23 protein-coding genes are annotated in these 26,890 nt (G+C 72.2%); 13 read left to right on the forward strand and 10 right to left on the reverse strand.

The features are described from left to right. Positions 1–57 precede the first annotated feature (57 nt). Positions 58–1,416 (reverse strand): 30S ribosomal protein S12 methylthiotransferase RimO, encoded by a 1,359-nt coding sequence (rimO, locus tag FV226_RS11900; protein ID WP_147763084.1) that lies wholly within the window; start codon positions 1,414–1,416, stop codon positions 58–60. A 325-nt stretch (positions 1,417–1,741) separates the two neighbouring features. Here rimO and pabB point away from each other — a divergent pair, with 325 nt between their 5' ends. The 4 genes from pabB (at position 1,742) to FV226_RS11920 (ending at position 5,210) form a co-directional block, all read left to right on the forward strand. Then, positions 1,742–3,136, forward strand: a complete 1,395-nt coding sequence (gene pabB, locus FV226_RS11905) for an aminodeoxychorismate synthase component I (protein WP_246691578.1) — start codon at positions 1,742–1,744, stop codon at positions 3,134–3,136. Between the two features lie 160 nt (positions 3,137–3,296). Continuing rightward, complete coding sequence (locus FV226_RS11910; protein ID WP_147753333.1) at positions 3,297–3,917, forward strand: aminodeoxychorismate/anthranilate synthase component II; 621 nt, start codon at positions 3,297–3,299, stop codon at positions 3,915–3,917. After that, positions 3,904–4,782 carry an aminotransferase class IV gene (locus FV226_RS11915; RefSeq protein WP_147763104.1) on the forward strand — a complete coding sequence of 293 codons (879 nt, stop codon included), beginning with the start codon at positions 3,904–3,906 and terminating at the stop codon, positions 4,780–4,782. Before FV226_RS11910 ends, FV226_RS11915 begins: the two co-directional genes overlap by 14 nt. Then, a complete protein-coding gene (locus tag FV226_RS11920) occupies positions 4,779–5,210 on the forward strand; it encodes a DoxX family protein (RefSeq protein ID WP_147763085.1) in 432 nt (143 codons plus the stop codon). Before FV226_RS11915 ends, FV226_RS11920 begins: the two co-directional genes overlap by 4 nt. 179 nt (positions 5,211–5,389) lie before the next feature. Here FV226_RS11920 and FV226_RS11925 read toward each other — a convergent pair whose 3' ends face one another. After that, positions 5,390–6,151 carry an invasion associated locus B family protein gene (locus FV226_RS11925; protein WP_147753399.1) on the reverse strand — a complete coding sequence of 254 codons (762 nt, stop codon included), beginning with the start codon at positions 6,149–6,151 and terminating at the stop codon, positions 5,390–5,392. Between the two features lie 296 nt (positions 6,152–6,447). On the opposite strand from FV226_RS11925, the gene FV226_RS11930 reads away from it, so the two are divergent. Then, positions 6,448–7,824: an AMP-binding protein gene (locus FV226_RS11930; protein WP_147763086.1), complete on the forward strand. Its 1,377-nt coding sequence runs from the start codon at positions 6,448–6,450 to the stop codon at positions 7,822–7,824. A gap of 316 nt (positions 7,825–8,140) precedes the next feature. Continuing rightward, positions 8,141–8,485 carry a hypothetical protein gene (locus FV226_RS11935; protein ID WP_147763087.1) on the forward strand — a complete coding sequence of 115 codons (345 nt, stop codon included), beginning with the start codon at positions 8,141–8,143 and terminating at the stop codon, positions 8,483–8,485. A 29-nt stretch (positions 8,486–8,514) separates the two neighbouring features. Here FV226_RS11935 and FV226_RS11940 read toward each other — a convergent pair whose 3' ends face one another. Then, positions 8,515–8,811 carry a succinate dehydrogenase assembly factor 2 gene (locus FV226_RS11940; RefSeq protein WP_147753396.1) on the reverse strand — a complete coding sequence of 99 codons (297 nt, stop codon included), beginning with the start codon at positions 8,809–8,811 and terminating at the stop codon, positions 8,515–8,517. Positions 8,812–8,871: 60 nt separating this feature from the next. Next, on the reverse strand, positions 8,872–9,222 hold the full coding sequence (locus FV226_RS11945) for a 4-fold beta flower protein (RefSeq protein ID WP_147763088.1): 351 nt from the start codon (positions 9,220–9,222) through the stop codon (positions 8,872–8,874). Between the two features lie 254 nt (positions 9,223–9,476). Between FV226_RS11945 and recG the strand changes: the two genes are divergently transcribed. From recG to mfd, 3 genes are all read left to right on the forward strand, one after another. Further along, the gene (gene recG / locus FV226_RS11950; RefSeq protein ID WP_147763089.1) at positions 9,477–11,633 is read left to right on the forward strand and encodes an ATP-dependent DNA helicase RecG; all 2,157 of its coding nucleotides are present in this window, start codon (positions 9,477–9,479) and stop codon (positions 11,631–11,633) included. A 119-nt stretch (positions 11,634–11,752) separates the two neighbouring features. Beyond that, positions 11,753–12,970: a UbiH/UbiF family hydroxylase gene (locus FV226_RS11955; RefSeq protein WP_147763090.1), complete on the forward strand. Its 1,218-nt coding sequence runs from the start codon at positions 11,753–11,755 to the stop codon at positions 12,968–12,970. Between the two features lie 391 nt (positions 12,971–13,361). Further along, on the forward strand, positions 13,362–16,976 hold the full coding sequence (gene mfd / locus FV226_RS11960; protein ID WP_147763091.1) for a transcription-repair coupling factor: 3,615 nt from the start codon (positions 13,362–13,364) through the stop codon (positions 16,974–16,976). Positions 16,977–17,115: 139 nt separating this feature from the next. On the opposite strand, the gene FV226_RS11965 is transcribed toward mfd, so the two are convergent. Continuing rightward, on the reverse strand, positions 17,116–18,408 hold the full coding sequence (locus tag FV226_RS11965; protein WP_147763092.1) for a patatin-like phospholipase family protein: 1,293 nt from the start codon (positions 18,406–18,408) through the stop codon (positions 17,116–17,118). Between the two features lie 214 nt (positions 18,409–18,622). On the opposite strand from FV226_RS11965, the gene FV226_RS11970 reads away from it, so the two are divergent. Continuing rightward, positions 18,623–19,675: a CoA ester lyase gene (locus tag FV226_RS11970; RefSeq protein WP_147753390.1), complete on the forward strand. Its 1,053-nt coding sequence runs from the start codon at positions 18,623–18,625 to the stop codon at positions 19,673–19,675. Between the two features lie 94 nt (positions 19,676–19,769). Here FV226_RS11970 and FV226_RS11975 read toward each other — a convergent pair whose 3' ends face one another. Beyond that, positions 19,770–20,780 carry a helix-turn-helix domain-containing protein gene (locus tag FV226_RS11975; RefSeq protein ID WP_147763093.1) on the reverse strand — a complete coding sequence of 337 codons (1,011 nt, stop codon included), beginning with the start codon at positions 20,778–20,780 and terminating at the stop codon, positions 19,770–19,772. A gap of 53 nt (positions 20,781–20,833) precedes the next feature. Between FV226_RS11975 and FV226_RS11980 the strand changes: the two genes are divergently transcribed. Both FV226_RS11980 and hspQ read left to right on the forward strand, forming a co-directional pair. Further along, complete coding sequence (locus tag FV226_RS11980; protein ID WP_147753543.1) at positions 20,834–21,547, forward strand: DJ-1/PfpI family protein; 714 nt, start codon at positions 20,834–20,836, stop codon at positions 21,545–21,547. Positions 21,548–21,637: 90 nt separating this feature from the next. Then, positions 21,638–21,991 carry a heat shock protein HspQ gene (gene hspQ, locus FV226_RS11985; RefSeq protein ID WP_147753544.1) on the forward strand — a complete coding sequence of 118 codons (354 nt, stop codon included), beginning with the start codon at positions 21,638–21,640 and terminating at the stop codon, positions 21,989–21,991. A 44-nt stretch (positions 21,992–22,035) separates the two neighbouring features. Here hspQ and FV226_RS11990 read toward each other — a convergent pair whose 3' ends face one another. Beyond that, positions 22,036–22,665, reverse strand: a complete 630-nt coding sequence (locus FV226_RS11990) for a nicotinamidase (protein ID WP_147753545.1) — start codon at positions 22,663–22,665, stop codon at positions 22,036–22,038. Positions 22,666–22,750: 85 nt separating this feature from the next. Next, complete coding sequence (locus tag FV226_RS11995) at positions 22,751–23,725, reverse strand: quinone oxidoreductase (protein ID WP_147763094.1); 975 nt, start codon at positions 23,723–23,725, stop codon at positions 22,751–22,753. 451 nt (positions 23,726–24,176) lie between these two features. On the opposite strand from FV226_RS11995, the gene FV226_RS12000 reads away from it, so the two are divergent. Continuing rightward, complete coding sequence (locus FV226_RS12000; RefSeq protein WP_147763095.1) at positions 24,177–24,452, forward strand: hypothetical protein; 276 nt, start codon at positions 24,177–24,179, stop codon at positions 24,450–24,452. Positions 24,453–24,456: 4 nt separating this feature from the next. Here FV226_RS12000 and FV226_RS12005 read toward each other — a convergent pair whose 3' ends face one another. Both FV226_RS12005 and FV226_RS12010 read right to left on the reverse strand, forming a co-directional pair. Continuing rightward, positions 24,457–25,269, reverse strand: a complete 813-nt coding sequence (locus FV226_RS12005; RefSeq protein WP_246685575.1) for a DUF502 domain-containing protein — start codon at positions 25,267–25,269, stop codon at positions 24,457–24,459. Positions 25,270–25,298: 29 nt separating this feature from the next. After that, complete coding sequence (locus FV226_RS12010) at positions 25,299–26,723, reverse strand: PepSY-associated TM helix domain-containing protein (protein ID WP_147763097.1); 1,425 nt, start codon at positions 26,721–26,723, stop codon at positions 25,299–25,301. Positions 26,724–26,890 lie beyond the last annotated feature (167 nt).

Below are 26,890 nucleotides of genomic sequence, written 5' to 3' on the forward strand. Positions count from 1 at the left end.
ACCCCCAGGACATCGCCCTGGACCCACGAAAGGGATGATCCCTTTCGAAAACCAATCTTAGACGACGCTGCCGCGCAGGTCGTAGGCGTCGGCCGCCTCGATCTTCACGGTGACGACGTCGCCCTGGCGCACCGGCCGGCGGCTGGTGACGTGGACGCTGCCGTCGATCTCGGGCGCGTCGTATTTCGAGCGGCCCTTGATGCCGTCGGCGCCCACCGTGTCGATGATCACGGGCAGGCGCTTGCCGATGCGCGCCTTCTGCAGGCGCAGCGAGACAATCTGCTGCGCTTCCATGAAGCGGCGCTTGCGCTCCAACTGCAATTCAGGCGGCACCGCCTCGCCTACCGTGTTGGCGATGGCACCCGTCACCGGCTCGTAGGTGAAGCAGCCGACGCGCTCGAGCTTGGCTTCCTTGATCCAGTCGAGCAGCTCCGAGAACTCGGCCTCGGTCTCGCCGGGGAAGCCGACGATGAAGGTCGAGCGGATCGCGAGATCCGGACAGGTCTCGCGCCAGCGCCGGATGCGTTCGAGCTGGCGCTCCTGGTTGCCCGGGCGGCGCATGCGCTTGAGCACGGTCGGCGAGGCGTGCTGCAGCGGCATGTCGAGATAGGGAAGGACCTTGCCCTCCGCCATCAGCGGGATCACCTCGTCGACATGCGGGTAGGGGTAGACGTAGTGCAGCCGCACCCAGGCGCCAAGCTCGCCGAGTTCTTTGGCGAGGTCGTAGAACTTCGCCCGCACCGTGCGGTCCCGCCACGGGCTCTCGGCGTAGCGGATGTCGACGCCGTAGGCGCTGGTGTCCTGCGAGACGACGAGCAGCTCCTTCACGCCGGCCTTCACCAGCTTCTCCGCCTCGCGCAGCACGTCGCCGGCCGGCCGGCTGACGAGGTCGCCGCGCAGAGACGGGATGATGCAGAAGGTGCAGCGGTTGTTGCAGCCCTCCGAAATCTTCAGGTAGGCGTAGTGCCGGGGGGTCAGCTTGACGCCCTGCGGCGGCACCAGGTCGAGGAACGGGTCGTGGGCCGGCGGCACCGCCTCGTGGACGGCGGCCACCACCGATTCGTAGGCCTGCGGCCCCGTCACCGCGAGCAGGTTCGGATATTTTTCGCGAATTTCCTCCGGTTGCGCACCCATGCAGCCGGTGACGATGACCCGGCCGTTCTCGGCCATCGCCTCGCCGATCGCGGCGAGCGACTCGGCTTTCGCCGAATCGAGGAAGCCGCAAGTGTTGACGATGACCACGTCCGCCCCGTCATGGCGCCGGGCGAGCTCGTAGCCCTCGGCCCGCAGGTGCGTCAGGATCCGCTCGGAATCGACCAGCGCCTTCGGGCAGCCGAGCGAGACGAACGAGATTTTTGGCGCGCCGAGTGTCTTGGCCGTGACCTTCGGATCGGACGGAAGTGCGGATGCGGTCATGCTGCCTTCGTGCGGCGTGGACGCCGCCAGGTCGAACGCCTCGAGGATCCCGGGTCTTCGGGGCCGGCTGGTCTTCGCGGCCGGCGCGTCATCGGACCCGGATTGTCGTGATGCGTCATCGCTATAGCGGGATCGCGCAGGCCGCGCGAGCCCCGCGCCGCCACCGGGAGGGATTGCGTCCGGCGCATCGGTCGCGAAACCCTGCGGCATCGGCTGCGGCTTCCCAGGGGCAACCGCCTGTGCGAGGCCTTCGCACTTGAACCGACGGGCCGGCACCCGGCACTCCACACCCATGGCCCTCGAACCGGACGTGACAGCGCAGGATATGGCGGCGCAACAGATCTGGACCCGGGAGATCCCGTTCGTCGACCCCGTCGCGGCGGCGATGCGGCTGCGGCGCTGGCCCGGCCTCGCCTTCCTCGACAGCGCGATGCGGCACGACACCCTCGGCCGGGTCTCGATCCTGGCGGCCGACCCCTTCGCCCGCTTCCGTTTTCGCGACGGCCGCGCCACGCTCGACGGGCGGCCGGTGCCGGGCGGCCCGATGGCGGCCCTGCGCGCCTGCCTCGCGCCCTATCGGCTCGAAGCGGAATCCGGCGAGACGTTCTCCGGCGGCGCGATCGGCTACTGCGCCTACGATCTCGGGCAGGCGCTGGAGCGCGTGGTCGCGCCCGCCCGCCGGGCCGGGCTGACGGACGACGCCGCCTTCGACCTCCACGACGTCGCGCTCACCGTCGACCACGGCGCCGGCACCTGTCGCCTGGCAGCCACCGGGTTCCCGGAGACCGATCCGGCCCGGCGCGAGGTGCGGGCGCGGGTGCGTCTCGCGGCCTTCGCCGACTGCCTGGCAGGGGCGGCGCCGGAACCCGCCGCCCCGCCCGCATTCGCTGCGCCGCCGACCTGGCACTCGAACTTCACGCGCGCGGGCTACGAGGCGGCGGTCGAGCGGGTGCGCGACTACATCCGCGCCGGCGACATCTACCAGGCCAACATCGCCCAGCGCTTCACCGCCGCCCTGCCCGAAGGGTTCGACCGGTTCGCGTTCTACCGCGCCTTGCGCGAGACCAACCCGGCGACCTTCGGCGCCTACCTCGAGTTCGACGGGCTGACCGTCGCGTCGAGTTCGCCCGAGCGCTTCCTCAAGCTCGAGGCCGGCCAGATCGAGACCCGGCCGATCAAGGGCACGCTCGCGCGCAGCGACGACCCGGTCGAGGATGCAGCCCGCGCCGCGCGGCTGCTCGGCGATCCGAAGGAGCGCGCCGAGAACACCATGATCGTGGACCTGCTGCGCAACGACCTGTCCCGGGTCTGCGCGCCGGGCAGCGTGCGGGTGCCGGTGCTGTGCGGGCTGGAATCCTATGCCGGCATCCACCATCTCGTCTCTGTCGTCACGGGCACCCTGCGCGACGGCCTCGACGGCTTCGACCTGCTCGAGAGGACGTTTCCCGGCGGCTCGATCACCGGCGCGCCGAAGCTCAGGGCCATGGACATCATCACCGAGATCGAGGGCGACGCGCGCGAGCTCTATTGCGGGGCCATCGGCCGGATCGGGTTCGACGGGTCGATCGACACTTCGATCGCGATCCGCACCGTGTTCATGGACGCGACGACGGCCGTGCTCCAGGCCGGCGGCGGCGTCACGCTGCTCTCGGACCCGTCGGCCGAGTACGACGAGACCCTGACCAAGGCCGCGCGCGTGTTCCAGGCGTTCGAGGCATGAGCGCGCCCGGCCGATCCCGGGCCGGCCGGATGGCGGGCCGCTCGCCGGCCGCCGGCCACCCCAAGACTCCCGACCGAAGGTCGGCAAGCGCGATCGCGCGTCGCCGCGGGTGCGGCGGACGCCCTCGGCCGACCACGGCCGCGGGCCACCGAGAACGTCCATGATCCTCGTCGTCGACAACTACGATTCGTTCGTCTTCAACGTCGTGCGCTACTTCGAGGAGCTCGGCGAGACCGTGCGCGTGGTGCGCAACGACGCCCTCGACGTGGACGGCATCCGCGCGCTGGCCCCCGAGGCCCTGGTGATCTCGCCCGGGCCGTGCACGCCGGCCGAGGCCGGGATCTCGCTGCCGGCGATCCGCGCGCTGTCAGGGCAGATGCCGATCCTCGGGGTCTGCCTCGGGCACCAGGCGATCGGCGCGGCCTTCGGCGGCAGCGTCGAGCGGGCGCAGAAGCCGCTGCACGGGCAGGCGACGCCGGTGACGCATATGGGCGAGCGCTTGTTCGCCGGGCTTCCGGCCGGGATGCAGGTCGGGCGCTACCACTCCCTCGTGGTGGCGCCGCGGCCGGCCATGGCGGCCAACCTCACCGTCGACGCGCGCTCGGCCGAGGGCGAGGTGATGGCCCTGTCGCATCGCCGCCACCCGACCTACGGCATCCAGTTCCACCCGGAATCGGTGCTCACCGAGAACGGCCACGCGATCTTCTCGAACTTCCTCGGGCTCGCCCGCGGCTGGCGGGCGCGGGGCCCCTCGGGGGAGGGCCATGATGCTGTGGCATGACGGGCGCCTGAGCGACGGCACCACCCTGCCCTTCGACCTCACCGATCGCGGCCTGACCCTGGCCGACGGCGTCTTCGACACGGCCCTGGCGCTCGCCGGCCGCGTCGCCTTCGCGGAAGCGCACGTCGCCCGCCTCGTCGCCTCGGTCGCGGCGCTGGGCTTCCCGGTCTGCCCCGAGGCGGTCGAGACGGCGATGCGGGCCCTCGCCGCGACCGGCGGGCGCCTGGCGATCCGCACCACCGTGACCCGCGGCACCGGCCCCCGCGGCCTCGCCCCGCCCGCCGACCCGCACCCGACGCTGTTTGCGACCGCGGCGGCCAGCGACCCCGGCATCGCGTTCGCGCCGCTGCGGCTCTGGCCCACGGCCATCGCCCGGAACGAGACGTCGCCCCTCGCGCAGCTGAAGGCGCTGGGCTACGGCGACGCGATCCTCGCCGCGCGGGACGCCCGCGCCGCCGGCTTCGACGAGGCCCTGTTCAGCAACACTCGGCAGGCGCTCGCCTGCGCCGGCACCGGCAACGTCTTCGCGCTGTTCGGCGAGCGCCTGGTCACGCCGCCGCTCACTGATGGAGTGCTGGCCGGCATCGTCCGCGCCGTGGTGATCGCGCAGCTCGCGCCGGCCTGCGGGCTCGCCTGCGAGGAGCGCTCCATCACGCTCTCCGAGCTGCGCCGCGCCGACGCGGTGTTCGTGACCAACTCGCTGCGGCTGATCGCGCCGGTCACGGCGATCGGCGATTCTGGCGGCGGCGACACCGGCTACGCCCGCGACCATTGCCTACTGATGCGGCTGATGGCGGCCCTGCGCGACCGCGTCGCTGCGGAGTGCGGCGTGTCAACGAACGACGTCTCGATCGGGGCGACATGACGGGGGCTCAAAAGACGCATGCGCCCGACGGTCCCGGGCGGGTCTGGCTGCGGCGCGGCCTCGTCGGCCTCTACGGCCTCGTCGGCGCGGTGCACCTCGCCTCCCCCGACACCTTGATGCCGATCATGCCGGCCTGGGTGCCGGAGCCGCGCCTCGTCATCCTCGGCACCGGCCTCTGCGAGATCGCCGGCGCCCTGGCGCTGACGAGCCCAACTTGGCGCCGGGCTGCCGGGATCGGGCTCGCGCTCTACGCGCTCTGCGTCTGGCCGGCCAACGTCAAGCAGGCGATCGAAGGGATCGTCGTGCCGCCGCTGCCGGATTCCTGGTGGTATCACGGGCCCCGCTTGGCGTTCCAGCCGGTGCTGATCTGGGCGGGGCTGTATGCCGGCGGCGCGATCGACTGGCCGTTCGGCGGCGCGCGGCGCTGACCCTAGCCTCCGAGAGACCAGGATCGCGTGATCTCAGGATCCGGTGATGCAACGATCCCGTGATCCCGTGATCACGGGCCGGTCGGCGAGGACGCCCGACGCATGAAAAAAGCCCGGCGCTTCGGAGCGCCGGGCCTTGTCGGTGCGCCGATCCCGAGGGCGGGATCGGCGGTCGCGGATCAGGGCTTGGGGGCCGGCGCGGCGCCGGCCGCGCCGGGCTGCTCGAGCTTCTTGCGCATGTCCTCGCTGCGCTTCTCGAGCTCCGACTGCAGCTTCTTCTGCTGCTCCTCGAGCACCTTCGGGTCCATGGCCGGGCCGTCGAAGGCCTTGCCGAAGCCGGCGAGCGGCACGGCGAAGGTCACCTCGCGCTGGGTCTGGTTCTGCACCGAGACGTTGAGCGTGGTGCCCTTCTTCATCGCGGCGACGACGCCGGCGTCGACGCCGCCGGCCTCGGCGAAGCAGCCGTTGGGGAAGCAGACGGCGAACTTGCCGGCGGTGCCCTGCTGGCCGTCGACGGTGAAGCGGATGCCGGGCTGCAGCAGCAGGCCGAGCGGCAGCAGGTAGCGCACCACGCGCACCTCCTGCTTCGTGGCCGGGTTCTTCATCTCGTACACGGCGACCGCGAGGACCGGCTGGCCCTGGTCGGAGACGAAGTCGCGGGTGGTGTAGCAGATGTCGGTGCCCGAGCCGCCGTCCTTGCCGCAGACCTTGGTCCAGTCGGCCTGGCTCGGCTCGGACTTCACGGTCACGGTCTGCGGGCCGGTCTGCGCCGCGGTGTTGGCCGCCGGCGTGCTCTGGCCCGGTGCCGGCGCCGTCGGCGCGGGGGCCGCTGGGGCGGGCGGCGCCTTCTTCGGCTGGGCGAGGGCGGGCCCGGCAAGGCCGGCGAGCGCAAGGAACGCGGCGGCGCGCATCAGGTGCGCCGGGCTTTTGGCGAAGGACATCGGCTCAGACCCTTTGAAGTTCGTCGATTGGAGGAGGACGTCGTGACGGGAAAAACGTGACGCGGTGCGGGATAGCGGGGCGACCGGTCCCGACAGGGGGCGCCGCGCTGGTCCCGGGCGATCGGGCGGCCTGCATTCCCCGCCGAATGCGGCGAAGGCATGACACCTGCCAGGACGCCCGCGACGTCGCCCGGCGCGGTACCCGCGACGGGCGCGCCCACGAACCGCGAATCCGCCGGCCGGCCTTAGGCGCGGGTTAACCCTAAACCGGCATCGATGGCCAGTCGTCATGCGGGATGCACGCCGACCTTCGGATGGAGTTCGAGAACCCCGTGAGCGCGGCGCAGCCCTCCATCGAGCCGTTGACCGCCGGATGGGGACCGGCCACCCGCGGTGCGGTGCGGTCCCAGGTCGTCCCGGAGGTCGCTTCGGAGATCGCCCCGGAGGTGATCCTGCCGCGGGCGGGCCTGTGCGCGCTGCTGGCCGGAACCGCCCGCCTCGATCCCGGCCGCCTCGCCTTCGCCGACGCCGCGCCCAAGCGCGGCTGGAGCGGCAGGCCGCCGATGGCGTGGACCTATGGGACGGCCGCCGAGATCATCGGGCGCCTCGCCCAGGCGCTGCGGACCTGGCGGCTGGCGCCGGGAAGCCGGATCGGCCTGTGGTTCCCCGGGAGCACCGAAGGCCTCGTCGCCCACCTCGCCGTCGAGGCGGCCGGCCACGTCCCCTGCCCCCTCCCCCCGTCCTGGACCGAGGCGCAGGCCGCCGCCGGCATCCAGGCGGCCGGCCTCTCCGCGGTGCTGACCCAGACCCAGGTCGGCGCGAACCGCCCGGCGGAGGCCCTGTGCCGGATCGCGGCCGGCTATTTCGGCCTGCGCTACCTCGCGGCCTTCGGGCCGGCCGTCCCCGACGGCGTGATCAACCTCGATGCGCTGGCCCTCGACCGTGCCGGCGGGACCGCGCCCTTGCCCGAGACCGGCGGCGGCCTCGTCAGCTTCGCGGCCGGCGATCCGGCCCGGCCGGTCCACCGCACCGGAGACGCGCTGCTCGCGGCGATCGCCGCGCATCTCGTGTCGGCCCGGATCGAACCCGGCGACCGAATCCTCACCCTGCTGCCGCCCTCCGACCTGCGCGGGCTCGTCACCGGGCTCGGTGCGGCGCTCGCCGCGGGCGTCGACCTCGAGACGATGCCGGTCTTCGACGGGCCGGCCCTGATCGAGAACCTGGCGCAGCCGCGCCCGACCCATCTCGTCGCCCCGGCTTTCCTGGAACAGGCCCTCGACGCCCTGCCCCCGGCGACGCGCTCCGTGGTCCTGGCCCGTCGCGCCCCAGGGTCGGTGCCTCCGCACGCGGCGGATCGGGCCGCGGGATCGCCGGTCCTCGACGTGCTGGCCTTCGACGAGGACGCGGTGCTGTCGGTCAGGCGCTCCGGGTCGAGCGGTCCCGCGTCGGATCTCGCCTCGGTGCTCGCGGAGCCCGCCCGCCTCGCCCTGCCCCCTGCCCTGTTCGACCTGCGCCGCGACCCCGACGGCCGCCTCGCCTTCCGCGGCCAGGCCTGCGCGACGACTCGGGTGCAGCGCGGCGAGGTGGACGCGACCGAGGCCGGAAGCTTTCGCGCCTCGCGCTTCCGGGCCGATCGCTTTGCCGGAACCGGGATGGCGGTGACGGAGGCCTGAGCGGCCGCGCCCCCGACCCCGCGCCGCGCCATTCGGCCGGGCTGCGGCGCGTCCCCGCCCGTCCGATCTCCTGATCGCGCCGCCTAACGGGCCGCCCGGGATCGCACCGAAAACCCAAAGTCTCGAAGGCGTTGGACGCTCGTCCGCACCCGCATCCCCGGCGCGCGCGGCGTTCCCGGCCGCGCAGTTCATCGCACGCTCATCGGACGGGTTTATTTTCGCATCTGCAAACGGTGCCGGCGAACCAAACCGTCTGCGGTGGGTTTAAAGCTCAGCTCTCTTCCCAACTCGTCAGCGATGGGGTAGCTCTCGGTCTATGGGTGCGCTGCAACAAGTGCTCGTCGTCGACGACGGCGTCCGTGCTGTCGATCACTCGCTGGCCGGAGAGCTGGCCGAGCTCGGCTATGCCAGCGTCACCGTCTCCCTCGAGGCGGCGGCGGACGTGCTGGCGGTGATCGCCCGTCCCGCCGCGATCCTGCTCCAGACTTCGTCACGCCGCGACTCGGGCTACGCCCGCCTCGCCGCCCGGCTCCGGGCTGAAGTGCGCGACCAGGGCATCCCTGTCTTGGTGATCGACGGCGAGAACGCGCGCCGCGCCGGTGCTCCCATCGACCTGATGAGCCGCATCGGCCCCTACGTCGTCAACGAGCCCGACCTCTAGTCAGAGCGCTCAGCCGCGGCGGCGATCCGTCACGAGTGGATCGGCGCGTCGTGCTTGTGGAAGGCCTTGAGCCGACGGAACAGCGTCGTGTCGTAGTTCGCGGGCGCCGGCTCCTCGCCAACGAGCCAGCGGAACAGGTCGCGGTCGGGCACCTCGATCAGCGCCTCGAACAGGTCGAGGTCCGCGTCGCTCATGACGCCGATCTCGGCGTCGGCGAAGCGTCCCATGATCAGGTCCATCTCGCGGATGCCCCGGTGCCAGGCGCGAAACAGCGTGCGGCGGCGGCGGGGATCGAGATCCGCGCTGGTGCGGGTGGTGCCGGACATGGTTCTAGCCTTGGGTCGAAGGAGACGACCCGTGATCCGTGGATCACGGGACGATGATGGTCAGACCAATCCTGCGAAGGCGGTCTCGGACCACGACGCGGACGGCCCGGGCGGGGCGGGGGCGCGATCGCGCGGGCCCGGCGGCGGCTTCTGTCCGCGCTGGCCTTTGGCGACCCTGGGGCCGCGCTCCGGCTTGGCCGGGCCGCCGACCGCATCGAACTCGAACAGCACCCGGTGCCCGTGCGCGTCGCTGATCCACCCGTCGGAGAACCAGCCGACGAAGCGGCCTGAATAGGCGAAGACCTTGTCGTCGTCGATGATCGCCGCCGGGCGGCCGTCCCAGTGGTAGATCGCCCGGCCGTCGTCGCAGAACGCGGCGGGACGCCCCTCCCGGTCAAAGAACTCGATCATCGCCTCAGCTCCCGCCCCCGGCCGCGCGAAGCGCCACCTTCGACGTATCTAAGCCGTCGCGGCCGGCCTGCCAGCCGATCGCGCGTCGTCGTGCCGAGGATCCTGCGATCCGATGATCACGGGATGCCGGGCGTTCCCGTCGCGCGCCAGCGTCGAGCGGCCGCGCGACGGGGCGGACGGCACGGGATATTGACGACCCGCCGGGCAGGATGGCCCGCACGAGCGGCAGGATGGGCGGGACGAGCGAAGTGTCGATGCGCGACGAGACACCCCCGGCGCTCCTGCGCCCCAGCATCCTCGACCCGCTGTTCGCGCCCGTGCGCGGGCTGCCGCGCGTCGGCGCGAAGATGGCGCCGATGATCGAGCGGCTGCTCGGCACGCCCGAGCGGCCGGCCCGCATCGTCGACCTGCTGTTCCACCTGCCCCAGGGCGGCATCGCGCAGAAACTCGTCGGCTCGGTCGGCGAGGCTCCGGTCGGCGAGCCGGTCACCGTCGGCGTCACCGTCTCCCTCCACCGGCCGGCCGGGACCGGGCCGGGCAAGCGCCCGCACCGGGTGCTGGTCGAGGACGAGACCGGCGACATCACCCTGGTGTTCTTCGGGATGCCGGCAGCGCGCGTCGAGAAGATGCTGCCCCTGGGCAGCCACCGCTACGTCACCGGCCGCATCGACCTCTGGGACGGCAGCCGCCAGATGGTGCATCCGTCGCGCATCGTCGACGCGGAGGGCCTGGCCGCCCTGCCCTCCGTCGAGCCGGTCTACGGCGCCACGGAAGGGTTGACCTCGCGGGCGATCGGCAAGCTCGCGGTCGCCGCCCTGGAGCGGCTGCCGGTGCTGCCCGAATGGCAGGACCCCGCCTGGCTGCAGCAGAACCGGTTGCCGCCCTTCGCCGACGCGCTGCGCGCCGAGCACCGGCCCGAGGAAGCGCCGAAAGCCCCGACGCTGGGCGCCAACGGCGTCGCCATCCCCCCGCCCGCGACGCCGTCGCGAAAACGGCTGGCCTACGACGAGCTTTTGGCCTCGCAGCTCGCCCTCGCGCTGATGCGCGCGCGCAGCCGCCGCAAGCCCGGGCGGGTCAACGCCGGCGACGGCCGCCTCTCCGCCCGGATCGAGGCCGGCCTACCCTTCGCTCTCACCGGCGCGCAGACGCGGGCCGTCGCCGAGATCCGCGGGGATCTGGCCTCCGACAAGCGGATGCTGCGCCTGCTTCAGGGCGACGTCGGCTCGGGCAAGACCGCGGTGGCGCTGCTCGCCATGGCCTCGGCCTGCGAGGCCGGCCGGCAGGCGGCCTTGATGGCGCCGACCGAGATCCTGGCGCGCCAGCACTTCGAGCGCTTGAAGCCGCTGGCGGGCGCCCTGCGCCTGCGCCTGATGACCGGCCGCGACCGCGCCGCCGAGCGCCGGGCGACGCTCACCGACCTCGCCGCCGGCGAGATCGACATCCTGGTCGGCACCCACGCGCTGTTCCAGGACAGCGTGGTGTTCTCCGATCTCGGGCTGGCGGTGGTGGACGAGCAGCACCGGTTCGGCGTCCACCAGCGCCTCGCGCTCGGGGCCAAGGGCGCGGCGGTGGACATCCTCGTCATGACCGCGACCCCGATCCCGCGGACGCTGGCCCTGACCTGCTTCGGCGACATGGACGTCTCGATCCTCGACGAGAAGCCGGCCGGCCGCCAGCCGATCCGCACGCTCACCATCCCGACCGAGCGCATCGACGAGGTCGTGGCCGGGCTTCATCGCGCGCTCCAGGGCGGCGAGCGCGTCTACTGGATCTGCCCGCTGGTGGCCGAATCCGAGTTCGTCGACCTCGCGGCGGCCGAGGAGCGCTTCGAGGACCTGAAGCAGCATTTCGGCGCCGAGGTCGGGCTGATCCACGGCAAGATGCCCGGCGCCGACAAGGATGCGGCGATGGCCCGCTTCGCCGCGGGCGAGACCAAGGTGCTGGTCTCCACCACCGTGGTCGAGGTCGGCGTCGACGTGCCGGAGGCGACGATCATGGTGATCGAGCATGCCGAGCGCTTCGGGCTGGCCCAGCTGCACCAGCTGCGCGGCCGGGTCGGGCGAGGCTCGAAGGCCTCGTCCTGCCTGCTGCTCTATCGCGGGCCGCTCGGCCAGGTGTCGAAGGCCCGCCTCGAGATGATGCGCGAGAGCGAGGACGGGTTTCGCATCGCCGAGGCCGACTTGCGGCTCCGCGGCGAGGGGGAGGTGCTGGGTACCCGCCAATCCGGCGTCGCGGCCTTTCGGCTGGCCCGCCTGGAGAGCGACGGCGCCCTGCTGGAGGTCGCCCGCGACGACGCGCGGCTGATCGTCGAGCGCGACCCGGCCCTGCGGACGGAGCGCGGCCAGGCCCTGCGGGTGCTGCTCTACCTGTTCGAGCGCGACGCCGCGATCCGGCTGCTCGGGGCCGGCTGACGATCGTTTCGCCGACGCGTCGAGCCGGCGCGGGTTGCCGCAGCACCGGCGACAGGAATGCGGAATCGCCCTAGATCCTCCCTGCCGGATCGCCGGCCCGCCCTGAGGATTGTTCGCCCGTGCCCCAGCCGCCCCGAGAGGACCGAGTTTTCGCCGTCGCGGTCGTCGGGGCCGGGGCCGCCGGGCTCAGCGCCGCCCTGGCGCTCGCCCGCGACGGCATCCCGACGGCGCTGGTCGGGCGCCATGCACCCGTGGCGGACGGGCGCACCGTCGCCCTGCTCGACGGCTCCGTGCGCTTCCTCGACGCGCTGGGGGCCTGGGCGGGCATCGCCCCGCAGGCCGGCCCGCTGGCGACGCTTCAGATCATCGACGACACCGGAAGCCTCTTCCGCCCGCCGCCGGCACGCTTCCATGCCGGCGAGATCGGCCTCGACGCGTTCGGCTGGAACGTCGAGAGCCGCCTCCTGGTCGAAGCCCTGCGCCGGCAGGCGCGGGCGACCGAACACCTCACGCTGTTCGAGAGCGACGCGGCGGAAGCCGTTGCGGGCGAAGAATTTTCCGAGGTTCGCCTTGTTGATGGCGGTCGGGTCTCGGCCCGGCTCGTGGTGGCCGCGGACGGAGGCCGGTCGCCCCTGCGGACGGCCAGCGGCATCCGGGTGCGGGACTGGTCGTACCCGCAATCCGCGATCACGACGATCCTCGCGCACGACCGCCCGCACGGCAATGTCTCGACCGAGTTCCACACCCGCGGCGGCCCCTTCACCCTGGTGCCGCTGCCCAACAACCGCTCCAGCCTCGTGTGGGTCGCGGCCGAGGGCGTCGCGCGCCGCCTCTCCGCCCTCGACGACGCAGCCCTCGCCGAGGCGGTCACCGCCCAGGCGCAGGGCATGCTTGGGACGATGCGGGTCGACGGGCCCCGCGGCCTCGTGCCGATGCGCGGCCTCTCCGTGGCGACCCCGACGGCCCACCGCCTCGCCCTGGTCGGCGAGGCCGCCCACGTCTTCCCGCCGATCGGCGCGCAGGGGCTGAACCTTGGGTTGCGGGATGCCGCCGCCCTCCGCGACGCGGTGCTCGGCGCGGTCCGCGAGCACCGTGATCCGGGCTCGCGCGCGGCGTTGGCCGGCTTCGCCCGCGCCCGGCGCCTCGACGCGGCGTTGCGATCGACGGCGGTCGACACCCTCAACCGCAGCCTGCTCGCCGACCTCATGCCCGTCGACGCGTTGCGCGGCGTCGGCCTGCTCGCGATGAGCGCGATCGGCCCGCTGCGCCGCGCCGTGATGCGCGAGGGCGTCCTGCCGCGGCTCGGCGCCCCAGAGCAGATGCGGGTTTCGCGTTGAACGAAAAATCTTTCTGGTACTGAAGGTTGGGGCCGGCGGTTCAGGTCGCGCATCAAGGGCTGCCGGCGCGAGAACCTGCTGCGCTCGTCTTTGGCCGCGCGCTTGGTCGACACCGGCATGCGCGTGCCGAACCGGACCCTCTGCAACTCGCCGTGCTGGCCCAACAACGACCGCGCCCGGTGAGCTCAATCGAAAAAACGCAGTCTATCGAGCGGGTTGTCGCCGGGTGCTCACCGAGCACCTCGGCCCAACCGGACCATCCCGGGCCGCATCGCCCGGCGGCTGCCACCTGACACCCCGCCTTCCGGTCTATACACCCCGTCTCGCGGGCTCCACCTCCCGCCATCCGGGCATCGCCTGCCCGCCCGATCCGACGACGAACAGACACACGATGGCCAAGCCTGGATCCAAGACGCCCGCACCTCCGGCCCCCGCGCCGAAGGTCCAGACGGCGCGCTTCGCGCTTCCGAAGTCCGGGCCGCTGGCGCGGATTCGCGACGCGTTCGCCCGTGGCGAGAGCCCGACGCTCGCCGGCGTCCCGGACGGGTTCGACGCCCTGGTGGTGGCCGACCTCGCCCGGGCCTTGAGCGCCGGCTTCGAGGGGCCGGCGGTGCTGGTCCACGTCGCCCGCGATTCCGGGCGCTCGGCGGCCTTCGTCAACGCGCTGAAGTTCGTCGCCCCCGAGATCGAGGCGATGAGCGTGCCGGCCTGGGATTGCCAGCCCTACGACCGGGTCTCGCCCAACGGCGCCACGGCGGCGCAGCGCATGACCGCCTTCTCGCGGCTGACGCGCACGCGCTCCTCCGAGGCCGCGCCCCGCATCGTCTGCACCACGGTCAACGCCCTGATCCAGCGCGTGCCGCCGATGAAGCGCATCGCCGTGGAGACCTTCTCGGTGGCGATCGGCAACGTCGTCTCGATGGACAAGGTCGTGGCCTGGGTCGAGGCCAACGGCTTCCTGCGCACGGGGACGGTGCGGGACACGGGCGAATACGCCGTGCGCGGCGGCATCCTCGACCTGTCGCCGCCGGGACTCCCGAACCCGATCCGCCTCGACTTCTTCGGCGACACCCTGGAATCGATCCGCGCCTTCGATCCGGAGACGCAGCGCACCGTCGGGCAGCTCCGCTCCCTCGACCTCGTGCCGATGAGCGAGGTCCAGCTCACCACCGAGACCATCCGGCGCTTCCGCCAGGGCTACATCGCCAACTTCGGCGCCGCGACCCGCGACGACCGCCTCTACGAGACCGTGAGCGAGGGCCGGCGCTACGCCGGCCTCGAGCATTGGATGCCCCTGTTCTACGACGGCCTCGACACCCTGTTCGACTACGTCGCCGGGGTGCCGATGGTGTTCGAGCCGCAGATCGAGGACGCGGCCTCCGAGCGGCTGGCCTTGATCCAGGACTACTTCCAGGCTCGCGAGCAGGCGCGCAAGACCCCGCAATCGGGCGTCGCGCCCTACAAGCCGCTGCCGCCGCGCGCCCTCTACCTCACCCAGAACGAGCTGCGCGACCGGATCGCGGCCTGCTCGGTCGCCCGGCTGACGCCGTTCGCGGTGCCCGATGGCGGGGCCGACGGCCCGGCCATCGATTGCGGCGCCGAGCCCGGCCGCACTTTCGCGGCCGAGCGCGCCAGCGAGGCGACGAGCGTCTTCGACGCGGCGGTGGCGCACGTGAAGGACCTGCAGGGATCCGGTCACCACGTGATCCTGGGATCCTGGTCCGAGGGCTCGCGCGACCGCCTCTGCGGCGTGCTCGCCGACCACGGCCTGAAGAAATCGATGGCGATCTCCCGCCTCTCGGACGTCTACGCGTTGAAGCGCGGCACCGACGTGGCGGTCGCGGTCTGGGGCCTCGAATCCGGCTTCACGACGGGCCAGCTCGCCGTGGTCTCGGAAGGCGACATCCTCGGCGACCGGCTCGTGCGCCAGAAGCGCAAGTCCAAGCGGCCGCAGGACGTCATCCTGGAGGTGCAGGCGCTCCAGCCCGGCGACCTCGTGGTGCATGCCGACCACGGCATCGGCCGGTTCGTCGGCCTGAAGACGGTGACGGCGGCGGGCGCCCCGCACGATTGCCTGGAGCTGCAATACGCCACCGGCCTGCTGCTGCTGCCGGTGGAGAACATCGAGCTTCTGACCCGCTACGGCTCCGAGGATTCGGAGGTCGCGTTGGACCGCCTCGGCGGCGCCGGCTGGCAGGCGCGCAAGGCGCGGATGAAGAAGCGCATCCTCGAGATGGCCGGCGAACTCATCAAGGTCGCAGCCCAGCGCTTCGTGCGGCAGGCGCCGCGGCTGGTGCCGCCCGAGGGGCTCTACGGCGAGTTCGCCGCCCGCTTCGCCTTCGAGGAGACCGAGGACCAGGCCAACGCCATTGAGGCGGTGCTCTCGGACCTGAACGAGGGCCGCCCGATGGACCGGCTCGTCTGCGGCGACGTCGGCTTCGGCAAGACCGAGGTGGCGTTGCGCGCCGCCTTCGCCGCCTCGATCTCGGGGCGGCAGGTGGCGGTGGTGGTGCCGACCACCCTGCTCGCCCGCCAGCACTTCCGCACCTTCGCCGAGCGCTTCAAGGGCCTGCCGATCCAGGTGGCGCAGCTCTCGCGCTTCGTCGGCGCCGCCGAGATGAAGCAGAACCGCGCGGGGATCGCGGCGGGCACCGTCGACATCGTCGTCGGCACCCATGCGGTGCTCGCCAAGACCATCGCCTTCAAGGACCTCGGCCTGATCATCGTCGACGAGGAGCAGCACTTCGGCGTCAGCCACAAGGAGCGCCTGAAGGCGCTGCAGGCCGACGTGCACGTGCTGACGCTCTCGGCCACCCCGATCCCGCGGACCCTGCAGCTGGCGATGACGGGCGTGCGCGACCTCTCGATCATCGCCACGCCCCCGGTCGACCGCCTGGCGGTGCGCACCTTCGTGACGCCGTTCGATCCGTTGACCATCCGCGAGGCGCTGCTGCGCGAGCGCTACCGCGGCGGGCAGTCGTTCTACGTGGTGCCGCGGATCGAGGACCTCGCCGAGGTGAAGCGCTTCCTCGACACCGAGATGCCCGAGACCACGGTCGCGGTGGCGCACGGGCAGATGGCGGCGGGCCAGCTCGAGGACGTGATGACCGCGTTCTACGAGGGCAAGTACGACGTGCTGCTCTCGACCACGATCGTCGAATCGGGCCTCGACATCCCCACCGCCAACACGCTGATCGTGCACCGGGCCGACATGTTCGGCCTGGCCCAGCTGTATCAGCTGCGCGGCCGCGTCGGCCGCTCCAAGGCCCGCGCCTACGCCCTGTTCACGACGCCGGCCAACCGCACGCTGAGCGCCCAGGCCGAGCAGCGCCTCAACGTGCTGCAGACCCTCGACACGCTCGGCGCCGGCTTCCAGCTGGCCTCCCACGACCTCGACATCCGCGGCGCCGGCAACCTGCTCGGCGACGCGCAGTCCGGCCACATCAAGGAGGTCGGCTACGAGCTCTACCAGCAGATGCTGGAGGACGCGGTCACCGCGCTCAAGGCCGGCTACGAGGAGCCGGTGGAGGAGGCGTGGTCGCCGACCATCGCGCTCGGCGCCCCCGTCACGATCCCCGAGACCTACGTCGAGGACCTCGGCGTGCGGCTCGCGCTCTACCGCCGGCTCTCGACCCTGGAGAACGACGCCGAGATGGAGGGGTTCGGCGCCGAGCTCATCGACCGCTTCGGGCCGCTGCCGCCGGAGGTGGAGCAGCTGCTCAAGATCGTCACGATCAAGATCCTGTGCCTGGCCGCCAACATCGCCAAGGTCGAGGCCGGCCCCAAGGGCGTCGTCGTCCACTTCCGCGACAAGTCGTTCGCGAACCCGCAGGGGCTCGTCGCCTACGTCGCCGAGCAGGCCTCGTTCGCCAAGGTGCGTCCGGACATGAGCGTGGTGTTCATCCGCGAGCTCGACTCGATCCCGGCCCGGCTCAAGACCGCGACGCAGGTGGTGCGGGCGCTCGCAGGGATCGCCGAGCGCGGGGGGAAGAAGAAGGCGGCGTGACCGCCTCCCGCTCGGCGGGAGACGGGCTAGAGCATTTTCGAGCGAGGTGGATGCCGTCTCGCGTGAAGAAAACCTGATCGCACAACAAGATAGAGCATTTTCGGTGATCCAGGGATCACCGAAAATGCTCTCGCGCCGCTCAGCGCGTCGCCAGGGCCTGGGACGCGTCCGGACGCGATGCGTCCAGGCGCGGCATCTCGGCGGGATGCGGGGCCTTCGCATGCACGGCGCCGAGCGCACCCGTCGGCGGGTTCGACGGAGCGCCGGCCATCGCTTCCGAGCCGTCGAAGGCCGTGCCGGCTCGGCCCAGCGTCTCGGCATGCGCGAACAACGCCTTCATGTAGCGCTGGTCGAACGGGGCCGGCGAGGTCTCGGTGAAGCGGTCGTCGATCTCGGCGACCTTCAGGTCGAGGGATTCGCGGCGGGCGAAGGCGTCAGCGAGCGCGAGGGCGTCGCGCGTCTGCGCCTTTATCGCCGCCGACATCGCCCGGCCGAGCACCGAGAGCGTGGTGTGCGTCGCCATCTGGAAGTACGGCGCGAGCTTGTTGTTGACCACGAGGTAGACCGTCCGGGCCGGGATCTTCACCCCGCCCGAGCCTGTCAGCGCGGCGATGAGCGCCGGCTTCGGCGCCAGGAAGAATGGCGCCGTGGTGCCGCCGTCCACGTGCATCTCCTGGATCGTCTTGCCATCTGCGGTGGCCGAATCGATCGAGACCGGCGGGAACACGCCGGGCACCGCGGACGAGGCCAGCACGATCGCGCGGAACAGGTTCAGCGCCTTGTCGTCGCCGACCGTGGCGATGGCGCCCATGTCCCACAGCACCGGGCGCTCCGTGTCGAGCTCGGTGGTGGCGACCAGCAGCCGGCGGCCTTTGGCGTGCTCGGCCGCGATCGCCTTCAGCAGGCGCGGCGTCACCGCCTTCTCGATCCGGCGCTTGAGCGGCCAGGTGTCGGTCAGGGCCTCGTTGGAGCCGCCGAACTCGAACACGTCCGCCGCCGAGACCGTGGTGTAGGCCTCGCGCAGGGCCGCGTCGCCGGCGTCGCCGATGAAGGCGAAGGGCGCGATCAGGGCCCCCGTCGAGACGCCGGTGATGACGCCGAAGGCCGGGCGGCGGCCGCTGGCGCTCCAGCCGGAGAGCAGTCCGGCCGCGAATGCGCCGTTCTCGCCGCCGCCGGAGAGGACGAGCCATGGGTCGGCGGCCGCGGACGCTTGGTCGATCAGCGCCTGGAAGCCCTGGGGGTCGTCGCCGGCGATGCGCAGGGGGCCCTTCAGGGCGGCGGGACGCGCCGTGGCGATTTCGCCCGGGGTGAAGACCGTGCGCTCGGCCCGCTTGGCCGTGTCCGATCCGGCGAAGGACAGATCGGGCGCACCGATCCCGAGAGCGAGGACTGTCGCGCAGAGGGCGATCCGACGCGTCTTGGATGTGGGCATAGCCCGATTCCCGATATCGATTGACCCGCCTCGATTCGAAAAACGCCGCGCCGTCCGTCGCGTTCCCGATATGGGGCGTAACCGCCGCGCCCAGGGTACCCGTCGTGCGGCAGCGCACCATGATTCGAACCGCGCGGATCGCTTTACGCCGGGCCTGTGCTTGCACTAACCGGACGAACCGCTCGGTCACGCCGACCCGCAACGAGGTTTTGACATGAAACTGCCGCGCCGCTTCTTCCAGCCGCTCGCCGCCGGCGCGCCCGAGCCCTTCCGCGAGCTGCCGGTGCGGCTGGAGCGGATGATCCACTTCGTGCCGCCCCACAACGACAAGGTCCGCGCCCGCGTGCCGGAGCTCGCGCCGACCGTCGACGTCGTGCTCGGCAACCTGGAGGACGCGGTGCCGATGGACCAGAAGGAGGCGGCCCGGAAGGGCTTCGTCCAGATGGCGCAGGCGACCGACTTCGCGGCGACCGGCACCGGGCTGTGGAGCCGCATCAATGCGTTGAACTCGCCGTGGTTTCTCGACGACCTGTTCGAGCTCGTGGCCGAAGTCGGCTCGAAGCTCGACGTGGTGATGATCCCCAAGGTCGAGGGTCCGTGGGACATCCACTACGTCGACCAGCTCCTCGCCCAGCTCGAGGCGCGCCACGGCGTGACGAAGCCGATCCTGATCCACGCGATCCTCGAGACGGCCGAAGGCGTCGCCAACGTCGACGCCATCGCCTGCGCGTCGCCCCGCATGCACGGCATGAGCCTCGGCCCCGCCGACCTGGCGGCGTCCCGCGGCATGAAGACCACCCGCGTCGGCGGCGGCCATCCGGAATACCGGGTGATCGCCGACCCGACGGCTGAGGGCGTCGCCCGCGCCAGCGCGCAGCAGGACCTCTGGCACTACACCATCGCCAAGATGGTCGACGCCTGCATGGCCAACGGCATCAAGGCCTTCTACGGCCCGTTCGGCGACTTCTCGGACGGCCCGGCCTGCGAGGTCCAGTTCCGCAACGCCTTCCTCATGGGCTGCGCCGGCGCCTGGACGCTGCACCCGAACCAGGTCGCCATCGCCAAGCGCGTCTTCGCCCCCGATCCGGACGAGGTGGCCTTCGCCGCCCGCATCGTCGCGGCGATGCCCGACGGCACCGGCGCGGTGATGCTCGACGGCAAGATGCAGGACGACGCCACCTGGAAGCAGGCCAAGGTCATCGTCGACCTGGCCAAGCTCGTGGCGGCCAAGGACCCGGAGCTGGCCGCGGTCTACAAGCTCGGCTGATCCCGGGCGCCGCCCGAGCCCGGCCACCGCTTCGGCGGCGCGGCGGCTCTCCGCCGGACCTCATCGGTTCACCCATGAGGCCTGGTGGGCGCCGTCACGATCCGAACCGGGTGCGGTAATCCTGCGGCAGCGTAGCGACGAGCCGCAGGAAGCTGCGGCGCATCGTTTCCTCCGAACCGAAGCCGCAGGCCTGCGCGATGCGCTTCACCGGGCGCCGCGTCTCGGACAACGCCCGCTGCGCCGCCTCCACCCGCAGCCGCTCGACCCCCTTGGCCGGCGTCAGCCCGGTCGCCGCACGGTAGTGGCGCCCGAGGCTGCGCTCGCTCATGCCCGCCGCCGCCGCGAGCGCCGGCAGCGAGAGGTCGCCGGCCAGGTTCTCCCGGATCCAGGCATGGAGGGCGTCGAAGCGGTCGTCGCCGGCCTGGAGCGCGAGCGCCGCGCGGAACTGCGCCTGCCCGCCCGGCCGCTTGAGGAACATCACGAGATGGCGCGCGACCCCGAGCGCCAGGGGGCGGCCGAGGTCCTGTTCCACCAGCGCCAGCGCCAGGTCGATGCCCGCGGTGATCCCCGCCGAGGACCAGACCGGGCCGTCCTGCACGAAGATCGGGTCCGGCTCGACGCGTGCCAGCGGATAGCGTTTCGCGAGCCGCGCGCAATAGGCCCAGTGCGTTGCCGCCCGGCGCCCGTCGAGGAGCCCCGCGGCCCCGAGCAGGAAGGCGCCGGTGCAGACCGAGGCGACCCGGCGCGCCCGCGCCGCCCGCGCCCGCATCCAGTCGACGAGGTCCGCGTCGGCGCAGGCCGCGACGACGCCGGGGCCGCCGGCCACGATCAGCGTGTCGAGGGGGGCGTCGCGGTCGGGCGGCGGGTCGACCGCGAGCCGCAGGCCCGCGGACGAGGTCGGCGCGCAATCGCCCCAGCCGACCACCCGCGGCGCGTAGGGCCTCGCGCCCCGCGCCTGCTCGTTGGCGGTCGCGAAGACCTGCAGCGGCCCGGCCACGTCGAGGAGCTGCACCGACGGGAAGGCCAGCACCTCGACGATGCGGGGCGCCCCCGTCGGCGCAGACTTGCCGGAAGAGTTTGGCTGGAAACGAGGGTCATCTGGCATCCTGGCCAGATCGTGCGGGATTAAGGCTCGCCTGTCCACCACGGAGACCCGCCATGATCCCGCCCGAGACCCACCTGCAGATCGGTTCCCTCCTGTTCGAGGGGCTGGACCAGATCGACCTCACCGGCCCCTTCGAGGTGCTGTCCCGCATCCCGAACGCGACCTACCGGATCTACGCGCCGACCGCCGAGAGCGTGCGCGACATCCGCGGCCTGCGGCTCACCCCCGACGCGGCCCTGGCCGACGCGCCCCAGCTCGACGTGCTGCACGTGCCCGGCGGCTTCGGCCAGGAGGCCCTGATGCGCGACGAGGCCGTGCTCGGCTGGATCCGCAGGCAGGCGGAGGGGGCCGGGCACGTCTTCTCGGTGTGCACCGGCGCCCTCCTCCTCGGCGGCGCCGGGCTGCTCAGGGGGCGCCGGGCGACGACGCACTGGAGCGCCTTCGCGCTGCTGCCGTATTTCGGCGCGCAGCCCGTCGACCGGCGCGTCGTGGTCGACGGGACCTGGGTGTTCGCGGCCGGCGTCACCGCCGGGATCGACGGCGCGCTGCGGCTTGCGGCCGAATTGCGCGGCATCGAGGTCGCCCAGGCGATCCAGCTCGGCATGGAATACGCCCCCGAGCCGCCCTTCGACAGCGGCACGCCGCGGACCGCCCCGGCCGCGATCCTGGAGCGGGCGCGCTCCGCCGTCGCCGAGATCACCGCGCGGCGGGAGGCCACCGCGCGCGGGATCGCCGCCGACCTCGGGATCGCTTTGCCCGCCGGCTAGGAGCCGGACGCGGACGCTTCGCTCGCGCGCCGGAACCCGGTGACAAGCCCGTCATCCGCGCCTATCTGGTCCGTCATGATGGATCAGGCCATGACCGACGCGCGACCGACCGAAACGAGACTGCGCATCGCGAAATTCGGGATCGGCGCCGTGGTGCGCCACCGGATCTACCCGTTCCGCGGCATCGTCTTCGATGTCGACCCGGTGTTCGACAACACCGAGGATTGGTGGCTGGCGATTCCCGAGGAGGCGCGTCCGCGCAAGGACCAGCCGTTCTACCACCTGCTCGCCGAGAACGCCGAGACCGAGTACGTCGCCTACGTGTCCGAGCAGAACCTGGTGCCCGACACCTCGGGGGAGAGCCTGCGCCACGCCGGCATCCCCGAGATGTTCGAGCGCGACCCCGGCGGCACCTACCGGATGCGCGACCGCACCGCGAACTGATCCTTTGCCACTTGGCGTTGCGACCGCTCCGGCGGCCGCGCCGACTACGCGCCGGTGACGTCGGCGCTCAGGCTCCGCCCGATTCCGGCCGCCTCCATCCGCGCCCAGGCGGCGGCGAGCGAACCGTCCCGGTCGATCGCCCGCGTCGCGTCCGCGACCACCACGGCCTCGAACCCCGCCGCGCGCGCGTCGAGCGCGCTCCAGGCGACGCAATAGTCGGTGGCGAGCCCGCACAGCACCACGCGCCCGACGCCGCGCTCGCGCAGGTAGCCGGCGAGCCCCGTCCGCGTCCCGTCGGCCTCGACGAAGGCCGAATAGCTGTCGACGCCCGGGTTCAGGCCCTTTCGCAGGACGAGGGCGGCGCCGGGCAGGTCGAGGCCGGGGGCGAGCGACGCGCCGGCGCTTCCCTGCACGCAATGGTCCGGCCACAGCACCTGCTCGCCGTAGGCGAGCCGCACCGTCTCGAACGGCGCCCGGCCCGGATGCGCGCTCGCGAACGAGGCGTGCCCGGGCGGGTGCCAGTCCTGCGTCAGCACCAGGGTCGCGAAGCGCGCGGCCAGCGCCCGGATCGGCGCCACGACGGCGTCGCCGTCGGGCACCGCCAGCGCGCCGCCGGGCAGGAAGTCGCCCTGCACGTCGACGACGAGCAGGGCGTCGGCCGCGCCGACCCTCACGGGCGGCCTCCGGAGCGCGAGGGACGAACGATCGAGACCGGGATCCTCCGATCCGATGATCCCCGGATCGTTGCCGATCCTCGGATCACGGCACCATCACCGTCGAGCCCGTGGTCTCGCGGCCGGCCAGATCCCGGTGGACCTGCTGGGCTTCCGCGAGCTTGTAGGTGCGGTTGACCGGGATCTTCACCGCGCCGCTCTGCACCACCGAGAACAGGTTCTTGGCCATCTCCGCCAGGATCTCCGGCCGGCTCGCGTAGGTGAACAGCGTCGGACGCGTGACGTAGAGCGAGCCCTTGGCCGCGAGCAGCCCGAGGTCGAGGGCCTTGATCGGACCGGAGGCCGAGCCGAAGCTCGCGAGCAGGCCGAGCGGCGCCAGCGAATCGAGCGAGCCCGCCAGGGTATCCTGGCCGACGCCGTCGTAGACCACCGGAACGCCCTTGCCGCCGGTGATCTCGCGGACGCGGGCCGCCACGTCCTCCTCGCGGTAGAGGATGACGTGGTCGCAGCCGTGGGCGCGGGCGAGGTCCGCCTTCTCGGCCGAGCCGGCGGTGCCGATCACGGTGGCGCCGAGGTGTTTCGCCCACTGGCAGGCGATCAGGCCGACGCCGCCGGCGGCCGCGTGCCACAGGATCGTGTCGCCGGGCTTCACCGCGTAGGTCCGGTGCAGCAGGTACTCGGCGGTGAGCCCCTTCAGCATCATGCCGGCGGCGGTCGAGTCGTCGATCCCGTCTGGCACGTGCACGGCGGCCGAGGCCGCGATCAGCGGCTCCTCGGCATAGGTGCCCTCCCCCGATCCGGTGGCGACCCGGTCGCCGACCGAGAACCCGGTCACGCCCTCGCCGACCGCGGTCACCGTCCCGGCGACCTCCTTGCCCGGCGTGAACGGCAGCTGCGCCGCCTTGTAGGCGCCGGAGCGGAAGTAGATGTCGATGAAGTTGACGCCGATCGCGCCGGCGCGGATGCGGATCTGGCCGGGGCCGGGCTGAGGCGTCGGCACGTCCTCGTAGGCCATCACTTCGGGGCCGCCGTAATCCTGAACGCGTATCGCCTTCGGCATCGTCTCGTCCTCGCGTGAGATCGTTCACGGCGAGATAAGGGATCGGACGCTTGGCGCAATGGCCCACGCGGGACAGGCAGGGCTATCGCTTGACAGCGCCGGCCCTATTTTTCCGACGGCCTCAATCGCCGACGCCCGCGTCCGCGGGCTTGGGCGTGGGCTTTCGCTTCGCTCGACGCCGTACAGGACCAAGGTCCTGAACGGCCCGCTCCGCGGGGCGCTCTTCGCACCCTGGCGGGACAGACCGTCGGCGTCTCGGCGCACGGGCCGCGGCGCGAGGGTTTCGGGTCCTGGCGGAATCGTCGATCCGGTACGGAACGCGAACGGTCCGGCGGCCGTTGAGAGCCCCACGTAGCCGAGCGTGCCTTGCAGTGGCCATGTTTCAATCTTAACTGAACCTGAACGAAAGGCTGATTCGTTCAGGCCGTCACGGGAAAGATGGAGGACAGCGATGCTGACCGGACCGTTCCAACGCCTGCCGGGTTCTTCCGAGGGATGGCAGTCCCTCGCTCACGAGCCCTGGCTCCTGCCGATCTCCGACGCGGCCTCCGCACAGGCCTCCGACGTGGCGCTCGCCGTGCGTCGGGCCGCCCGTCCCTTCTGGATCGCCGCCAACGGTCTCGCCCTCGCCCTGGCGCTGCTCCTCGCCGCCGAGACCTCGACGGGCTGGATGAACGGCAGTCAAGCCGTCGCCCCGGTAAAGACCGTCGTCGCCAGCGCGTCCTGATCCGTCAGGCTTCCTCCCGCACCGGCGCGGCGCCTGCCGACGGTGCGCCCTGTGCCGTCCGCAGGGACGCGGCCATGGCCTGGAGCCGGGCCTGCGGATCGTCCGGCTGGATGACGCCGGCCGACATCACCAGCTTGGCCGCGTCGTCCACGCTCATCCCGACCTCGATGATGTCGGCGCGCGGCAGGTAGAAGAAGAACCCCGTGGTCGGGTTCGGCGCGCAGGGCAGGAACACGCCGACGTAGTCGTTGCGCGCTTCGCTCCCTCCATTTCCCGTTGGCTCCCCCTTGCCGCCTGGCAGCGCCGCCTGGACGTCGGGCGCGGCCGGCGCCGACAGGAACACCACCGACCACGTTCCCTTCACCGGGAACTCGACGAGGCCGACCGTGCGGAACGAGGTTCCGTTGGCGGAGAACAGCGTCTCGAAGATCTGCCGCAGGCCTTTGTACAGCCCCGAGATCACGGGGGTGCGCGCCAGCAGCACCTCGCCGAACTCGATCACGCTGCGCCCCACGAGGTTCGCCGTGAGGAACCCGAGCAGGGTCACCGCGACGAAGGCGATGAGCATGCCGAGCCCCGGGATCGAGAACGGCAGGTAATGGTCGGGCAGGTAGCTCGCCGGCACCAGCGGCTTCACGAACCCGTCGATCAGCGTGATGATCCACCACGTGATGTAGGCGGTGATCGCCAGCGGCCCCGCGACGATGATGCCGGTGAGGAAGTAGGTCCGCAGCCGTCCGCGCGCGCTGACGCGGGGACGGGGGCCGGCGGCGTCCGGCTCGGGCGGCAACTGGGTCGGCGGTCTCACGGAAACCAGGGCAGCCCCCGAAGGCATGATCGCGAAGGCTAAGTCGGCGCGTTGCCGGGCATGGCTCCGGTGCCGTCAGGCCTACTCCCTCCGCCGGCCCGCCTCAAGACCGATCCCCGTGCGGCGCCGGCGCGGCGCCGCAGGACGTACAGCACCAGTCCGGTGACCGCGAGCGGCGGCATCGCCAGGGCGGCGAGGCAGAAGACGAGGGCGAAGGCCGCGCCGAAGTAGCGCCCGCGATGCACCTCCAGCATGGAATCGGCGATTTGCCGGCCGAGCGGCTTGTCTGAGAAGCGCGACAGGGAGAGGCGGCCGCCGGTCGCGGCGTCGAAGATCGATTCGTTGCGCGCCTTCGGGGCGTCGGCCTCGGCGATCCAACGGATGCGGATCCGCGCCGCGTCCGGCCCCGGCGGCGTCACGGTGGCCAGCGCCGCCGACGCCCCCTCCTCCGCCCGGAACGCGGCCCAGGCCTTGTCGAGGGCCGGCGGGGCGTCCGCGCCCTTGTCCGTCCGCTCCGCGCCCTTGTCCGTCCGCTCCGCGCCCTTGTCCGTCCGCTCCGCGCCCTTGTCCGTCCGCTCCGCGCCCTTGTCCGTCCGCTCCGCGCCCTTGTCCGTCCGCTCCGCGCCCTTGTCCGTCCGCTCCGCGCTCTTGTCCGTCCGCTCCGCGCTCTTGTCCGTCCGCTCCGCGCTCTTGCGCCCGCCCACCCGGTCCGCGCGCGCCTCCGCCGGCTTGTTCGCGCCCTTGACGGCGACCTCCCCCGTGAGGAGCCACGTCGCGGCCGACTTGTACGCGTCGTAGGACCACCACAGCCCCGTCAGCGCGATCACCGCGTAGACCGGCAGCAGCCAGGTGCCGGCGACGGCGTGCAGCGACCAGTAGCGCGGCCGCCCGGGCCGGCGCAGGCTCGGCTTCAGCCAGATCCGCCAGGCGTGGACCTTGGGCCAGCGCAGAACCAGGCCGGTGGCGAGGAACACGAGGAGCGCCAAAGCCGCGGCGCCGGTGATGGTGCGGCCCCAGCCCCTGCCCTCTCCGGGCAGCAGCAGCAACCGGTGCAGGCCGCGAATCGTGGCGAAGGTCGCCTCGCCCCGGACCTCGCCGCGCAGGGTGCCGTCGTAGGGGTCGAGGTAGACCGACGGCGCCCGCCCGCCGGGCTTGACGTCGCCGGCTTTGGCGTCGTCGGCGAAGCGCGCCCGCGGGGCCAGCGCGGGGTCGCCGAAGAACGTCAGCGCGCCGACCCTCAGGCCCGGCCGCTCCGCGGAAAGCCGCGCCACCAGCGCCTCCGGCCCGAGAACCGGCCGATCCTGGACCGCGACCTGCGCGCGGTCGGCGTTGGCGAGGTCGAGGATCGCCTCCTCGTAGCTCATCATCGCACCGGTGACGCCGACCAGGGCGAGGACGAGCCCGGCGGTGAGGCCGAGCGCCCAGTGCAGGCGAAACAGGACGGTGCGGAGGGAGACAAACATCGCAGGCGGTACGTCACGGAAACGGCGTGCGGTCAAGTCTTTCCGTAGAAGTCCTGAGTTGTGGAGTCTAATTTATTACAATTCGAAAGAGCATCGACTTGTGTTTCTCGGGCCGCGGCGATCGAAAGCCTCGGAACCCTTCGCGCGCCCCGGACAGACGAATGGCT

It is taken from the genome of Methylobacterium sp. WL12 (assembly GCF_008039475.1).
GTDB lineage: Bacteria > Pseudomonadota > Alphaproteobacteria > Rhizobiales > Beijerinckiaceae > Methylobacterium > Methylobacterium cerastii.